This window comes from Paraburkholderia sediminicola (assembly GCF_046027825.1).
Lineage (GTDB): Bacteria > Pseudomonadota > Gammaproteobacteria > Burkholderiales > Burkholderiaceae > Paraburkholderia > Paraburkholderia sediminicola_D.
Genome location: NZ_JAQQDU010000049.1, coordinates 1 through 15,372, shown reverse-complemented (window position 1 = coordinate 15,372; position 15,372 = coordinate 1). Strand labels below are relative to the sequence as shown.

Below are 15,372 nucleotides of genomic sequence, written 5' to 3'. Positions count from 1 at the left end.
GCATGCGCCTTACGCTTTTGCAAACGCATCAAGGCGCGGATAGTAACCGAATTTGGTTACGACATGTACATTCCGCCGTTCACATGCAGTGTCGTGCCGGTGATATAACCCGCTTGCGGCGACGCGAGGAACGCCACGGCGTGCGCGATATCGTCCGGGCTGCCCAGCCGGCCGAGCGGAATCTGCGTCTTCAGCGCGGCTTGCTGCTCTTCCGGCAGGGTCTTGGTCATGTCGGTGTCGATAAAGCCCGGCGCGACGCAATTGACAGTGATACCACGGCTGCCGATCTCGCGTGCCAGTGCGCGCGTCATGCCTGCTACGCCAGCTTTCGCGGCTGCGTAGTTGATCTGCCCCGGATTGCCGGCCGAGCCGACCACCGACGTGATGTTGATGATACGGCCGCCCTTCGCCTTCATCATCGGACGCAGCACCGCGCGCGACAGACGGAAAACCGACTTGAGATTGGTGTCGATCACCGCGTCCCAGTCGTCGTCCTTCATACGCATCGCAAGCTGGTCTTGCGTGATACCGGCGTTATTCACCAGCACGTGCAGCGCGCCAAATTCCTTCACGGTGCCGTCGATCAGCGCTTCGGCTGCGGCGGCGTCGTTCACGTTGAGCACCGCGCCGCGACCGTTCACGCCAGCCGCGTTAAAGGCTTCGCTGATTGCCGCCGCGCCGCTTTCGCTGGTCGCCGTGCCGATCACCGTCGCGCCCTGGCGCGCCAGTTCCATCGCGATTGCACGGCCGATGCCGCGCGACGCGCCCGTCACGATTGCGATTTGCTTGTCGAGAGTCTTTTCCATCTGTCAGTCCGGATGCCCTTTCGGAGGGCTGATTGATTCTTGATGTCGCGCTTGCGGCCTGCATGCGCCCTGCTTGCGGCCCTATGAAGCGGCGTTCAGCCCGCCGCCACCAGCTTGAGCGTTTCTTCGAGCGAAGCCGGATCGAACACCGAGGCGCCAATCAGATTGCCGTCGATGCGCTTCGTCAAGCCCGCGAGGACCTTGCCAGGCCCGCATTCGATTACGTGCGTGACGCCTTGCGCCGCCATCGCCTGGACGCTTTCGACCCAACGCACCGGACCTGCTGCCTGACGCACCAGCGCGTCCTTGATCTTTGCCGGCTCGTTGACCACCGCGACGTCGACGTTGTTGATCACCGGAATCGACGGCACCTGCACGTCGACGCTAGCCAGATACTCGCGCAATTGATCCGACGCCGGCTTGAGCAGCGACGAGTGAAACGGTGCCGATACCGGCAGCGGCAACGCACGCTTGGCGCCCTTCGCCTTCGCGACTTCGCAAGCCTTTTCGACTGCAGCCTTGTGACCAGCGATCACGACTTGTGCCGGCGCGTTGAAATTCACCGCTTCGACGACACCTGCGACCGACGCTTCGGCACAAACCGCGCGCACCGTGTCGTCATCGAGGCCGAGAATGGCTGCCATGCCGCCAACGCCGACCGGCACGGCCGTTTGCATCGCTTGTGCGCGAAAACGCACGAGCGGCACAGCATCGCGAAACGCGATCGCGCGCGCCGCGACCAGCGCGGTGTATTCGCCGAGGCTGTGGCCGGCAACGATGGCCGGTTTCGGGCCGCCCGCCTGCTGCCACGCGCGGTAAATCGCATACGCGGCGGTCAGCATGACCGGCTGGGTATTGGTGGTGAGGTTCAGATCTTCAACTGGGCCTTCGGCGATCAGCTTGCCGAGATCCTGATTGAGTGCATCGGACGCTTCCTGAACCGTCTCACGCACGACCGCGTGATCGGCGAATGCGTTGAGCATGCCGACCGCCTGCGAACCTTGCCCAGGAAAAACGAACGCAAATTTCATATCGTCCCCAAAATCGATGTTGTCAGATGTGGGTGGCGCACCCGATTGATGGCGAGCGCGCTCAAGCGTAGCCGAGCGCCGCGAAGAGCGCTCGCCATAACGTCGCCGCTATCAGTAGCGGATAACCGACGCGCCCCACGTAAAGCCGCCGCCAACGCCTTCGATCAGCACGTTCTGGCCGCGCTTGATGCGGCCGTCGCGCACCGCGACGTCGAATGCGAGCGGAATGGACGCAGCCGACGTATTGCCGTGCTCGCCCACCGTGACGACCATGCGTTCCTGCGGCAAGCCGAGCTTACGGCAGGTGCTTTGCATGATGCGGATATTGGCCTGATGCGGAATCAGCCAGTCGATCTGATCGGCCGACAGATTCGCTTTTGCGAGTGCTTCGACTGCAACCTTTTCAAGCACATTGACCGCGAGCTTGAACACAGCCTGCCCGTCCATGTGCAGGAACGCGCTGCCCTCGATCACACCACCGTTCACATTGCCCGGCGTGCAGAGAATGTTCGAATGGCTGCCGTCGGCGTGCAATGCGCTCGCCAATACACCCGGTTCCTCGGACGCCTGCAGGATCACCGCGCCCGCGCCGTCGCCGAACAGCACACAGGTGGTGCGGTCCTTGAAATCGAGAATGCGAGAGAAGGTTTCCGCGCCGATCACGAGCGCTGTGCGATGCTGACCGCCGCGAATCAGGCTGTCCGCCATCGCTACCGCATAAGCGAAGCCCGAACAGACGGCCTGCACGTCGAATGCCGCGCCGTGGTTCTTGATGCCGAGCTTGTTCTGCAACAGGCACGCCGTACTCGGAAACACAAAGTCAGGCGTGGAGGTTGCAACGATGATCAAATCGATGGATTGCGGATCGATATCCGCCGCTTCGATCGCGCGCTGCGAGGCGATCAGCGCCAGATCGCTGGTAGTGACATCGGGTTCGGCGAAGTGGCGCGCATGGATGCCCGTGCGGGCAACGATCCATTCGTCGCTCGTCTCGACGCCCTGGCTGGCGAGACGTTCAGCCAGATCCTGATTGGTGACGCGTCCGGGCGGCAGGTAGCTGCCGGTGCCGATCACGCGGGAATAAATTGTCGATTGAGCCATTATGCCTTCGAGGATTGCGCAGCGTAGGGCTCGGCCGGCTGGCCTGCGATCGGGCTTGCGTGACCCGCACCGCTCGCGTCGCGCGCCGCCTGCTCGAGAGAACCTGCGTTCTCTTCCATTGCTCGCGCAAGACGTTCCAGCACGCCGTTTTTGACGGCATCATACCCGCGTTTGATAGCCCACTCAAACGCGTAGGCATCTGCCGAGCCGTGGCTTTTGATCACCAGCCCACGCAGGCCCAGCAACGCGGCGCCGTTGTATTGCCGGTGATCGACCCGTTTCTTGAAACGCATCAATACAGGCAATGCGAGCACCGCCATCACCTTGGTGAGCCACGAGCGGCCGAACTCTTCCTTGATGATGTTGGAGAGCATCTGCGCGAGGCCTTCCGACGTTTTCAGCGCGACATTGCCGACAAAACCGTCACAGACGATTACGTCAACCGTGCCCTTGAAGATGTCGTTGCCTTCAACGTTACCGTGAAAGTTAAGTGTACTCGCGCGCAGCAGTTCGCCGGCGCGTTTGATGGTCTCGTTGCCCTTGATGACTTCTTCGCCAATGTTGAGCAGGCCGATAGTGGGCCGCTCCTTGCCTTCGAGCGCGGACACGAGCGCGTGCCCCATCTCCGCGAACTGCAGCAGATGCTGCGGTTCGCAGTCGACGTTGGCGCCCAGGTCGAGCATTGTCGTGTAGCCAGTGGGATTGGGCATTGCAAACGCAATGGCCGGGCGTTCGATGCCCGACAGCGTTTTCAGCACATAGCGCGAGACCGCCATCAGCGCGCCGGTGTTGCCGGCGGAAACGCAGGCTTGCGCCTCGCCTTCCTTGACGCGGTTCAGCGCCACGCGCATGGAGGAGTCTTTTTTCTTGCGCAGCGCGACTTCGACCGGATCGTCCATGGCGACGATCTCGGAAGCAGGTACGACGGTCAGCGCCGGCAGGTCCTGAGCCTTCAACTTCTTTAACTGCGCACGAATCGCACTTTCAATGCCGACGAGCAGCAGCTCAGCATCGGGATGCGAACGAACGAAGTTGACGGCAGCGGGAACGGTCACGGACGGGCCGTGGTCGCCTCCCATGCAATCTATCGTGAGCTTTACTGTCATGGAGTGCGACGAATTTCAGACGCCCTGCATGGGACCAGAGTAAGCGCTACAGCGCCAACTGCGATCGACACAAAAAAGCGGCAATTTAATGCCGCCTTTTTGCCGAGCCGGGAAAATGTCAAGCGAGCCGATCGCCACGCGAAACGCCAAGGGGCGCAACGCAGTGAAACGATTAGTCGTTCTTCGTCTTGACGACTTTCTTGCCGCGATAGTAGCCGTTCGGGCTAATGTGGTGACGCAGATGCACTTCGCCCGTGCTCGGCTCGACGGCCAGCGGCGCTGCCGACAGGAAATCGTGCGAACGGTGCATACCGCGCTTCGACGGCGACTTCTTATTTTGTTGAACTGCCATGACTAACTCCTAAAAATTTTCCGAATTCTAACACAGCCCGGCCCGGTGTCCGCCATTGACCGAATGGCCAATGCGCCCGAATCGCGCTCCCATGCAACTGTTCAATGCTTCTTGTCGCCCGGCTCACCGCGCTTGAGACCTTCGAGCGCCGCAAACGGATTGGGCCGCTCGGGCTCACCGCCCTCAGCAGCTTCGTCCGGCGCAGCCTCGTCGCCCTCGCCTTCTGCTCCGGCCACACCAGAGACGAGGCTCTCGTGCACTTCGGGACACTCCTCGTGCTTGGGCACGAGCGGCAAGGAAAGCAGCAACTCTTCTTCGATCAAGTCGATGAGATCGAACTGGCGCGAGCCCACGATCACTTCGACTTCATCCTCGTCGAGCGGAAACTCTTCGGCTTCCGCCTCAGTGCTGACGATCCGGTAAGTTGCATCGACATTGAACGGCTGCAAATACGGTGTCATACACCGCTGACATTCGAGCCATGCAGCGCCGTGAATCGCGAGCCTCAGATAAGGCTGCGGACCCTCGGTGCCGTCGTCCTGCAATTCCGGCTGCGTCGCCCCTTCGGCTTGCCAGGTGAACGCGGTATCGCGATCTGGCGCTTCTGCCGGGACTTCGTTTAACATGCGCGGCAGTTGCGAGACGCGCACGACACCCGCGGCCTGACGCCCACTCCGCGCAAATTCGAACAGATCGATATCGTGCGGGTCGGATAGACCAGCAGGGTTGCCAGGATGTTGAGTCATGTGCGCTCCTGCGTCGGCAAGGATTTCGCCGGGGGTAAATCGGTTTGCAAAGTAGCCCGCGGACCTCGTGCGGGCTGCATATTGCCAACACGGCAAGGCCGTCTACGCAATAGCATACCGATGAAAAGCCCGAAATCATATCCGTTTTGTCTTTTCGAGTCAAACACTTAAGCCCGTACACGCGCGAACTCCGCGCAGCCCCGTACGACCCGTCTCTCTAGCCGTTGGTTGACCATGCCAGACTCCCCCAATCGCCTGCCACGCCTGATTCTGGCGTCGAGTTCGCCTTATCGACGCGAGCTGCTCGAGCGCCTGCGCGTTCCGTTCGATGTGATCGTGCCCGCGATCGACGAAACGCCGCTCGCCGGCGAAACGCCCGAAGTGACCGCCCTGCGACTCGCCGAGGCCAAAGCGCGTGCCGTGACAGACAAGCTGGGCGCGGGCGAAGCCGCACTCGTCATCGGCTCCGATCAGGTTGCCACCTACGACGGCCTGCAGATCGGCAAGCCCGGCACGCATGAGAAGGCGCTCGCCCAGTTGCAGGCCATGCGCGGCCGCGAAGTACTGTTTCATAGTGCACTGTGCCTGTTCGACAGCCGCTCGGGGGCGGCGCAATCGGCCGATGTCATTACCCGCGTGCAGTTCCGGGATTTGCCGGACGCGGAACTGGACGCCTATCTGCGCGCCGAAACACCGTACGACGTCGCGGGCAGCGCCAAATCCGAGGGCCTCGGCATCGCCTTGCTCGAGGCGATCCATTCCGACGACCCGACCGCACTGGTCGGCCTGCCGCTGATCGCGCTGTCGCGCATGCTGCTCGCCGCCGGCTACCCACTCCTGAGGACGCTATGAGCGGCACTTTGTATCTGATCCCGAACACCCTCGGCGAAGGCGATGCCGACGCGCTCGACGCCGTCCTGCCCGCGCCGGTGCGCGCCCGCGCGGCATCGCTCAGCTATTACATCGGCGAAAACGCGAAAACCACCCGCGCTTTCCTGAAGAAGGTCGGCACCGAAAGGCCGATCCAGGAAATCGAGATTCGCGAACTGAACGTCAACACCCCGGCCGGTGAGATCGACAAACTGCTCGCGCCTTTACTGGCGGGCACTGACGCGGGGCTGGTTTCCGAAGCCGGCTGTCCGGCGGTCGCCGATCCGGGCGCCCTGCTGGTGCGCCGCGCGCATGAGCGCGGCGTAAAGGTGGTGCCGTTTGTCGGACCGAGTTCGATTCTGCTGGCGTTGATGGCATCCGGCCTGAACGGCCAGAGTTTTGCGTTTCACGGCTATCTGCCGGTCGACGCCGTCGAACGGGCCAAGCGCCTGCGCGACCTGGAGCAGCAGTCGCGCAAAGCCAAACAAACGCAGATCTTTATCGAGACGCCCTATCGGAATCGCGCGCTGCTCGACACGTTGCTGGCAACCTGCGCGCCGTCCACCCTGGTGTGCGTCGCCGTCGATCTGACGCTGGAGACGGAAACCATCGCCAGCCGCACCGTGGCCGACTGGAAGAAAAAACCGGCTAGCGATCTGCACAAGCGGCCGGCAATTTTCCTGATCCTCGCGGTCTGATCGCGGCCGCTTCTTAAGCCGGTCGATTCGCCGATCGGCGTGCTGTTTGCCGTTTAGTACAGAAGAAACAAAAAAACCCCGTGCGATCGACTTTTGATCGCACGGGGCTTTTTTACGCTCAATCAACCCATCACCGCAGGCTCATCTTCCCGCCGAGCGCCATTGCGTGAACGGCGCCGCTGCCGACCGCCGCCCCGAACTTGCGCGCCACGCGGTCCGTAATGCTCTCCTTGACCGTGTAGTCGACGATATCCGGCGCCTTGAAGAGGTCGCGCGCAACGTAATCCGCGTCGCCGAAACCGTCTGCAAGCCCCAACTCGACACTCTTCTGACCGGTCCAGAACAGGCCCGAGAACATATCCGGCGTCTCGTGCAGGCGCTTGCCGCGGCCCTCACGCACGGCGTCGATGAACTGCGCGTGGATCTGATCGAGCATGTCTTGCGCATGTTCGTCCATCTTCGGCGTTTCCGGCGAGAACGGGTCGAAAAAACCCTTATTCTCACCCGACGTGTGCAGGCGGCGCTGGATCCCCAGCTTGTCCATCAGCCCGGTAAAGCCGAAGCTATCCATCAACACGCCGATCGAACCGACGATGCTCGCCTTGTCCACGTAAATCTTGTCGGCCGCCGCGGCCGCGTAATAGCCGCCCGAGGCACACATGTCGCCGACCACGACATACAACGGAATCGACGGATACTTGGCGCGCAGCCGGCGAATCTCGTTGTAGATGATGCCCGCCTGCACCGGGCTGCCGCCCGGGCTGTTACAGCGCAGGATCACGCCTGCCGTGCCTGCGTCGTCGAACGCACTTTCCAGCGCGGTGTTGATATCTTCCGCGTTCGCGTTCGTATCGGCGGAGATTTCACCGTCAAGCGTCACCATGGCCGTGTGCCGGCCCGTGGTCGCAACCTTGTCGCCAGTGAAATCAAGCGCGCCCCATATCGCCAGCAGCAGGACGATCAGGAACACAAACCGGAAGAAGATCTTCCAGCGGCGTGCCGCGCGCTGTTCTGTGATGGCCGCAAGCGCGATGCGCTCGAGCGCGGCGCGCTCCCAGCCCGGCTCATCGGCAGGCGTGCGGGGGCGGCCTGTCAAGGACGGTTCCTTCGGTTCGGGCGTCAAATTGTCGGACATGCGGTGCAGTGGAAAGATCGAAGAAGGGAAAAATCAGGGCGTGGCCGGGCGAAGTTCGCCGTCCGGCAGCCAGAACACGGCGCGGCCGTCAGGTGTATCCCGCTCGTCGACCTGGACGGGACGCAACCGGCCGCCGCGGCACGGGCCGCCGACGCATTTGCCTGTATCAGGCGCGTAAATCGCGCCATGTGTGGCGCACATCAAGTATAAACCGGACGATTCGAAGAACTGCCCCTCGGCCCAATCGAGCTCCATTGGCACGTGAGCGCAGCGATTCAGATAGCCGTATGCACGGCCATCATAGCGAACAAAAAATACCACGACGTCGCCGCCGCCAAACCTTGCCGCGCGCCGCACACCGGCTCCGCCGTCGACCAGCTCTTCGGACGCGCAAATGCGAACCGCTTCCGCCGCCGCTTCGGCCATACCCGTGCTCATGCGTTCTCTCGCAGCCATTCTGACAGTGCGCTCACGCTGGAAGCGACGAATTTCGGCGACAAAGCCGTCAACGAACCAGCAGGATGCGCGCCGTATGTGACACCGATGGCCGCGACGCCGGCATTGATCGCCATCTGCAGATCGTGCGTCGTATCGCCGACCATCACCGTACGCGCCGGATCCTGCCCCAGTTCACGCGTCAGTTCATGCAGCATGGCCGGATGCGGCTTCGAAAAGGTTTCGTCCGCACAGCGGGTGCCGTCGAACAGGCTCGTCAGGCGTGACTGGTCGAGCGCGCGGTTCAATCCGACACGGCTCTTGCCCGTCGCCACCGCCAGCAGATAACCCTCGTCGCGCAACGCCTGCAACATCTCGCGCACACCGACGAACAGCTCGGTGGTCTGGTCCTTCACTAAATAATGGAAGCGATAGCGCTCAGCCAGGCGCGGGTAATCGGCCGGATCGAGCGTGGGTGCGGCGATTTGCAGCGCGTCGCGCAGGCCGAGGCCGATCACGTAACTGGCGGCCTCATCGGCGGGAACCGGCAGACCGAGATCGCGGCATGCCGCCTGGATGCTGCGCGTGATGTGCGCGGTCGAATCCATCAGCGTCCCGTCCCAGTCGAAGACGATCAGATCAAATTGCTCTCTAGCCATGCGGTGTCGTCTCCGGGTTTGACCCACTTCGTGATTCACGTAATTCATTGAGTTGCGCAACGAAACTGCGGCATTCGGCCGGTAACGGCGCCTCGAACTGCACGGGCGCGCCAGTCGCCGGGTGCGTCAGCTTAAGACGGTAGGCGTGCAGGAACATGCGCTTCAGGCCAGGCTTGGCGTTGGCGCGGGCCAGCGCCTTGTTCAGCGCGAAGTCGCCGTATTTGGCATCGCCGACGATCGGCAGCTCCAGATGCTGCAAATGAACGCGGATCTGATGCGTGCGCCCGGTCTTCAGTTCCGCCTCGAGCAGCGCGTACTCCGGCCAGCGGTCGATCAGATTGAAGACCGTGTGCGACGCGAGCCCGTCGGCCTGGACGCGCACGCGCCGTTCGCCATCAGCGGTCAAATACTTGTGCAGCGGCTCCTTGACCGCGCGGCGGCGGCCCCAGTCGCTCGCCCATTCGCCGTGGACGCACGCATAGTAGCGCTTATCCATCTTGTTCTCGCGAATCTGCTCGTGCAGATTGACCAGCGCGGTGCGTTTCTTGGCGAGCATCAGGATGCCGGACGTCTCGCGATCCAGCCGATGCACCAATTCGAGGAATTTCGCCTGCGGCCGCGCTTCGCGCATCTGTTCGATCACGCCGAACGCGACACCGCTGCCACCATGGACCGCCACGCCGGCCGGCTTGTCGATCACGAGCATGTGCTCGTCTTCAAAAATAATTTTGAAATCAGCGCTCGGCACCGGCGCCTGGGCGATGGCCTCGTTCGGTTGAGCAACGCGAATGGGGGGCACACGTACCAGATCGCCCAGCTCGAGGCGGTACTGCGCGTCGATCCGACCCTTGTTGACACGCACCTCCCCGCTACGCAGGATGCGGTAAATATGGCTTTTCGGCACGCCTTTACAGACGCGCAACAGGAAGTTATCAATGCGCTGTCCGGCCGCACTGTCGTCGATCTCGATCATCGAGACCTGGTCGCTTGCGACCGATTTCTGGGATATTTTGCCTAACTCTTTCATTATGAATATAATTTGCCCAGCAGTCTGCGGCGGCCGGCGCAGTGTCCGGAATTCGGGCGGATTGCGCAGGCGCAAGCGATAAACCGTTATTTTACTTGCGCCGGGGTCTGGTTGCTCACCCTGAAAATGAGATGCAACATGTTGCACGCACGAGGTCAGTGCCCGGCAGGGACGGCGCCCACAGGCGCGTTCGGTCAAGGTCAGCCTCGACGGTAACGGAATTTTGGTAAAAAAGAATTTAACTTTCAGCTTCGGTATCGGGCGGTCTGACGCCCTGCTGGTTGAAGCTGCGAGTTGCGAAAATACGGCGTGCGCCCGAGGCGTCTTGTAGAAAGTACAAGACATGGCGACGTCAAAATGAGGCGAGACACCCCCAGCGAGAAAAGACGCGCCGACTGCGCGAACTTCCCGCTGCGGCATGACCGCAGCCTTCGACCCTCCGGTCACGCGCCCACCCGGCGCACCGGCGCGAGTGGACGAAAGGCTTATGAAGGTCTGCTGGCAGAACCCGCGGCGTGTCGGGTCATTATTTGAAGCCGTGTTCGCATGTGCCCTGCGGCACCGTGCCCATTTGTTAATGGGGCCGGGCCCTCTCAGGCAATTCTCCCGCCATTTTTCCCGCTCCAGCGTGCTTGTGAAAACACAATAAGGCGCGGCATGCCGCTGCCCTCCTGGCTCTCGCGACTGACAACCGCGCAGCTGAGGGCTAGCTAAGCCGCCTGGAGCCGTTCAATGAAACGAATGTTGTTCAACGCGACGCAGCAGGAAGAACTGCGCGTTGCCATCGTCGATGGGCAAAAACTCATCGATATCGACATCGAAACCGCCGGTCGCGAACAGCGCAAAGGCAATATTTACAAGGGCATCATCACCCGCATCGAGCCCTCGCTCGAAGCCTGTTTCGTCAACTACGGCGAAGACCGCCACGGCTTCTTGCCGTTCAAGGAAGTCGCCCGCCAGTATTTCCGTGATGGCGTCGATATGCGCTCCGCGCGCATTCAGGACGCCCTCCGAGAAGGCCAGGAACTGATCGTTCAGGTCGAAAAGGAAGAGCGCGGCAACAAGGGCGCGGCCCTCACCACCTTCATCTCGCTCGCCGGCCGGTATCTGGTTCTGATGCCGAACAACCCGCGCGGCGGCGGTGTCTCGCGCCGGATCGAAGGCGACGACCGTCAGGAACTGCGCGAAACCATGGCGCAACTGCAATTGCCGGAAGGCATGAGCATCATCGCGCGCACGGCCGGTATTGGCCGCAGCGCCGAAGAGCTGCAGTGGGACCTGAACTACCTGATGCAACTGTGGCGCGCCATCGAGGCCGCGTCGCAAAGCGGTTCGAGCGGCCAGCCGATGCTGATCTATCTCGAATCGAGCCTCGTGATTCGCGCGATTCGTGACTATTTCCAGCCGGATATCGGCGAAATCCTGATCGACACCACTGAAATCCATGACCAGGCCCGCGCCTTCATGGATATCGTGATGCCAGATAATGTCAGCAAGGTGAAGCGGTATCACGACGACGTGCCGCTCTTCTCGCGCTTCCAGATCGAACACCAGATCGAAACCGCGTACTCGCGCACGGTGCCCCTGCCTTCGGGCGGCGCCATCGTGATCGACCACACGGAAGCGCTGGTCGCGATCGACGTGAACTCGGCGCGCGCCACCAAGGGCGCCGACATCGAGGAAACGGCAGCACGCACCAACCTCGAAGCCGCCGACGAAGTGGCCCGCCAGTTGCGCCTGCGCGACCTGGGCGGCCTGATCGTGATCGACTTTATCGACATGGAATCGGCCAAGAGCCAGCGTGAAGTCGAGCAACGCCTGAAAGACGCTTTGAAGCACGACCGTGCGCGCGTCCAGATGGGCAAGATCTCGCGCTTCGGCCTGATGGAACTGTCGCGTCAACGTCTGCGTCCGGCTCTGTCGGAAGGCAGCCATGTGACGTGCCCGCGCTGTAACGGCACGGGCCACATCCGCGATACCGAATCGTCCGCGCTGCAAGTGCTTCGGATCATTCAGGAAGAAGCGATGAAGGAGAACACCGCGGCGATCCATTGCCAGGTGCCGGTCGAAGTGACCGCCTTCCTGTTGAACGAGAAGCGCGCGGAAATCAACAAGATCGAGTCGCGTTTCAAGGTCAATGTCGTTCTGATCCCGAACAAGCACCTCGACACGCCGCATTACAAGCTCGAACGTCTGCGTCACGACGATGCACGCCTCGACGAGCCGCGCGCCTCGTGGAAGATGGCCGAAGAAGCAGCCCGCGAACTGGAATCGGAAACCGGTTACAGCAAGCGCGCTGAAGAAGTGAAGCCGAAGCAGGAAGCGGCGGTCAAGGGCATCACGCCTGAGAAGCCGGCCCCGAGCGCGCCGGTCCGTCCGGCGGCAACCCCGGCTCCGGTGGCTGTTACGCCGGCTGGCGGCGGCTTTATCGGCTGGTTGAAAAATCTGTTCGGCATGCAGCCGGCTGCACCGGCGCCTGCCGCACCGGTTACGACCGACAAGCAGACGCGTCCGCAACGCGGCGAACGCACGGAGCGCGGTGAGCGCACCGGCGAACGCGGCGGCGATCGCAACCGCAATCGCCGTGGCGGCGCAGGTGGCCGCGATGCCGCAGGCCGTGGTGAAGGCACGACCGGCGGCCGTCAGGCTCAAGGTCAGCAGCCGTCGCAGCGTCGCGAGGAACGTGAACCGCGTGAAGGCCGTGAGGCACGCGAAGGTCGTGAGCCGCGCGAACCGCGTGCTAACCGTGAGCAGCGTGAACCGCGTGAGGCCCGTGAAGGCCGCGAACCGCGCGAGGCTCGTGAGCCGCGTGAAGGTCGCGAGGGTCGTGAAAACCGTGACCGCGACACGCGTGGCGGCGATCGTGCGGAAACCGTCGACGGCGCTCCGCGCGCCGAACGTGGCGAGCGCCAGGAACGCGGCGAACGCCGTGAGCGTGGCGAGCGCGCTGAACGTGGCGAACGCCGCAAGCAGCAGCCGGAAGCAGCAGAGGCACTGACGCAAAACGAGTCGCAAACAGCGGAAGAACTGGCGCAAAACCAGACCGCCCTGGGCGAAAACGGTGCGCCGATCGATCAGGAAGCGGTAGCGCGTGAAGGTGAAGAGCGCCGTCGTCGCCGTCGCGGCCGTCGTGGTGGCCGTCGTGAGCGTGAAGAAGACGTCAACGGCAACCTGGCTGCGGACGTCGCGGAAGGCGAAAGCGACACCGCCAACGTGACCGACGAAGCGCCGGTGCGCACCGCGCATCAGCCGGTCGAGCACAAGGCCGAAGTCAACGAACTGAACGACGTGAAGCCGGTGGAAGTGGCAGTCGCTGCTGTCGCGACGGAAACCGTTGTGGTCCGCGAACTGCACACTGCAACTGAAACGCCGGCTGTGGCCGTCGAGACAGTTGCGAAGACGGAAGAAACGGTTGTGGCGGTCGCAGAAGCGCCGGTAGCACCCGTTGCGGTCGAGCAGGCAGTGGAAGCGCCGGTGGCGCAAGCCGTTGCCGCGCCGGTCGAAGCAGTGCAAGCTGCGCCGGCCGCCAGCGAGACGGTTTCGTTCGTCGAACCGGTCGCGCATGTTGAAACTGCGCTTGAAACTGCGGTTGAAGCCCCGGTTGAAGCGCGGGCCGAAGCGCCGGTAGTGGCTCCGGTCGTTGAAGCGCAAGCTGCTCCTGCCCCGGTAGAAACCGTGGCTCCGGCAGCAGTGGTCGAAGCACCGGCTGCCCAGTCGCCACGGCAAGCCGATATCTTCGAAGCGCAACCGGTCGTTGCGACGGTCGCACCGGCAGTTGAAGCGGTCGTTGAACCGGCAGCAGTCGAGCCGGCGCCCGTTGCAGCCGCTGCACCGCAAGCACCGCGTCACGCCGGTGTGTCGGCGGAAGCCCTGAAGCCGGTGCTGGAACAAGCCGGTCTCGTCTGGGTGAACACCGACGCCGACAAGCTGCGGGCCGCGCAGGAAGCAGCAGCGCAAGCGGCCAAGCCGGTTCGCGTGGGTCGCGAGCGTAAGGCGTTGCCGCCGGTCGAAACCGCGCCGATGCAAATGGTGGAAACCGGTAAGCACCCGCAGTAAGCGAACCGCCGCCACGCAAAAAGCCCGCCCTCACCGGCGGGCTTTCTGTTTTATGAGCGTTGCGCGCACGCCCGATCGCGTGCTGTATGCCGCTCCCCGTATACCCGGACAGCGTTCGGGGGCCGGCAGCCGCCGGATGCATTTCCGCTAGAATGAAGAAATAGGCACCAATCGCAGCACCGGTCACAGCATCTAAGCAGCACCTAAGCAGCCCGAACGAAGCATCAAGCGAAGTAACCCATGTCCCGACGCATCATCCCTGTTACCGATTTCAGCGCGGTACCGGTCATCTCCGGCCCCGTGCAGGCGCCAAGCGGCGCACTGCACGACACGCTGGCGCGCCCGCTGCGCGATCTGCGCATCTCGGTGACGGATCGCTGCAATTTCCGCTGCGTCTACTGCATGCCGCGCGCGGTGTTCGACAAGGATTACGCGTTCTTGCCACATAGCGCCCTGCTCAGCTTCGAAGAAATTGAACGGCTGGCGCGGCTCTTCGTCGCACATGGTGTCGAGAAAATCCGTCTTACGGGTGGCGAGCCGCTGCTGCGCAAAAATCTGGAATTCCTGATCGAACGGCTCGCGCAACTCACCACGCCGGAAGGCCGCCCACTCGATCTGACACTGACCACCAACGGCTCGCTGCTGGAGCGCAAAGCGCGCAGCCTGAAAGACGCCGGCCTGACCCGTGTGACGGTGAGTCTCGATGCGCTCGACGACACCCTGTTTCGCCGCATGAACGACGCCGACTTCGCGGTCGCCGACGTGCTGGACGGCATCGCCGCGGCGCACGCAGTGGGGCTCGCGCCAGTGAAGGTCAACATGGTCGTCAAGCGCGGCACCAACGACAGCGAAATCGTGCCGATGGCGCGCCACTTCAAAGGCTCGGGCACGGTGTTGCGCTTCATCGAGTACATGGACGTGGGCACCTCGAACGGCTGGAACATGACCGAGGTGCTGCCTTCCGCTGATGTCGTGACACGCATCGCCGAGCATTTCCCGCTCATGCCGCTCGAAGCGCACAGCGCCGCCGAGACCGCCCAGCGCTGGGGTTACGCGGACGGCAGTGGCGAGATCGGTGTAATTTCGAGCGTGACACGCGCATTTTGCGGCAGTTGCACGCGCGCCCGGCTGTCGACCGAGGGCAAGCTGTACCTGTGCCTGTTCGCGTCGTCCGGCCACGATCTACGCGCGTTGCTGCGCAACGGCGCGAGCGACGCCGATATCGCGACCGCCGTCGCCGAAATCTGGCAGGGCCGCAACGACCGTTATTCGCAATTGCGCGGCAGCAGTGCAGCCGCGCCGCGCGAGCAGGACGGCCGTCGCGTCGAAATGTCGTACATCGGCGGCTAG

At 62.8% G+C, this 15,372-nt stretch carries 14 protein-coding genes; 4 read left to right on the top strand and 10 right to left on the bottom strand.

Annotation, left to right across the window (positions count from 1 at the left end):
- Positions 1-56: 56 nt before the first annotated feature.
- The 6 genes from fabG to PQQ96_RS24680 all read right to left on the bottom strand — a co-directional run bounded on the left by fabG (position 57) and on the right by PQQ96_RS24680 (position 5,142).
- Positions 57-806, bottom strand: coding sequence for a 3-oxoacyl-ACP reductase FabG (gene fabG / locus PQQ96_RS24705; protein ID WP_074282643.1), 750 nt, complete (start codon positions 804-806; stop codon positions 57-59).
- A gap of 95 nt (positions 807-901) precedes the next feature.
- Positions 902-1,837 (bottom strand): ACP S-malonyltransferase, encoded by a 936-nt coding sequence (fabD, locus tag PQQ96_RS24700; RefSeq protein WP_408297552.1) that lies wholly within the window; start codon positions 1,835-1,837, stop codon positions 902-904.
- 111 nt (positions 1,838-1,948) lie between these two features.
- Complete coding sequence (locus tag PQQ96_RS24695) at positions 1,949-2,938, bottom strand: beta-ketoacyl-ACP synthase III (RefSeq protein ID WP_408297550.1); 990 nt, start codon at positions 2,936-2,938, stop codon at positions 1,949-1,951.
- Positions 2,938-4,044 (bottom strand): phosphate acyltransferase PlsX, encoded by a 1,107-nt coding sequence (gene plsX / locus PQQ96_RS24690; RefSeq protein WP_408297548.1) that lies wholly within the window; start codon positions 4,042-4,044, stop codon positions 2,938-2,940. The genes PQQ96_RS24695 and plsX overlap by 1 nt, the downstream gene beginning before the upstream one ends.
- A 172-nt stretch (positions 4,045-4,216) precedes the next feature.
- Positions 4,217-4,396, bottom strand: a complete 180-nt coding sequence (gene rpmF, locus PQQ96_RS24685) for a 50S ribosomal protein L32 (protein WP_120344197.1) — start codon at positions 4,394-4,396, stop codon at positions 4,217-4,219.
- A gap of 101 nt (positions 4,397-4,497) precedes the next feature.
- Positions 4,498-5,142 carry a DUF177 domain-containing protein gene (locus PQQ96_RS24680; RefSeq protein WP_408297546.1) on the bottom strand — a complete coding sequence of 215 codons (645 nt, stop codon included), beginning with the start codon at positions 5,140-5,142 and terminating at the stop codon, positions 4,498-4,500.
- 234 nt (positions 5,143-5,376) lie between these two features.
- Between PQQ96_RS24680 and PQQ96_RS24675 the strand changes: the two genes are divergently transcribed.
- Both PQQ96_RS24675 and PQQ96_RS24670 read left to right on the top strand, forming a co-directional pair.
- Positions 5,377-5,994 carry a Maf-like protein gene (locus PQQ96_RS24675; RefSeq protein WP_408297544.1) on the top strand — a complete coding sequence of 206 codons (618 nt, stop codon included), beginning with the start codon at positions 5,377-5,379 and terminating at the stop codon, positions 5,992-5,994.
- Entirely contained in the window at positions 5,991-6,710 is a 720-nt protein-coding gene (locus PQQ96_RS24670) for an SAM-dependent methyltransferase (protein WP_408297542.1), read from the top strand. The genes PQQ96_RS24675 and PQQ96_RS24670 overlap by 4 nt, the downstream gene beginning before the upstream one ends.
- Positions 6,711-6,840: 130 nt before the next feature.
- On the opposite strand, the gene PQQ96_RS24665 is transcribed toward PQQ96_RS24670, so the two are convergent.
- Genes PQQ96_RS24665 through PQQ96_RS24650 form a run of 4 tightly spaced genes read right to left on the bottom strand, consistent with a single transcriptional unit; the run spans position 6,841 to position 9,966 of the window.
- Positions 6,841-7,845 (bottom strand): S49 family peptidase, encoded by a 1,005-nt coding sequence (locus PQQ96_RS24665; protein ID WP_408297540.1) that lies wholly within the window; start codon positions 7,843-7,845, stop codon positions 6,841-6,843.
- A gap of 33 nt (positions 7,846-7,878) precedes the next feature.
- Positions 7,879-8,283, bottom strand: coding sequence for a Rieske (2Fe-2S) protein (locus tag PQQ96_RS24660; protein WP_408297538.1), 405 nt, complete (start codon positions 8,281-8,283; stop codon positions 7,879-7,881).
- On the bottom strand, positions 8,280-8,939 hold the full coding sequence (locus PQQ96_RS24655) for an HAD-IA family hydrolase (RefSeq protein WP_408297537.1): 660 nt from the start codon (positions 8,937-8,939) through the stop codon (positions 8,280-8,282). The genes PQQ96_RS24660 and PQQ96_RS24655 overlap by 4 nt, the downstream gene beginning before the upstream one ends.
- Positions 8,932-9,966: an RluA family pseudouridine synthase gene (locus tag PQQ96_RS24650; protein ID WP_408297622.1), complete on the bottom strand. Its 1,035-nt coding sequence runs from the start codon at positions 9,964-9,966 to the stop codon at positions 8,932-8,934. Before PQQ96_RS24650 ends, PQQ96_RS24655 begins: the two co-directional genes overlap by 8 nt.
- A gap of 732 nt (positions 9,967-10,698) precedes the next feature.
- On the opposite strand from PQQ96_RS24650, the gene PQQ96_RS24645 reads away from it, so the two are divergent.
- Together PQQ96_RS24645 and moaA are read left to right on the top strand one after the other, a co-directional pair.
- Positions 10,699-14,022 (top strand): Rne/Rng family ribonuclease, encoded by a 3,324-nt coding sequence (locus PQQ96_RS24645; protein ID WP_408297536.1) that lies wholly within the window; start codon positions 10,699-10,701, stop codon positions 14,020-14,022.
- 240 nt (positions 14,023-14,262) lie between these two features.
- A complete protein-coding gene (gene moaA, locus PQQ96_RS24640; RefSeq protein ID WP_408297534.1) occupies positions 14,263-15,372 on the top strand; it encodes a GTP 3',8-cyclase MoaA in 1,110 nt (369 codons plus the stop codon).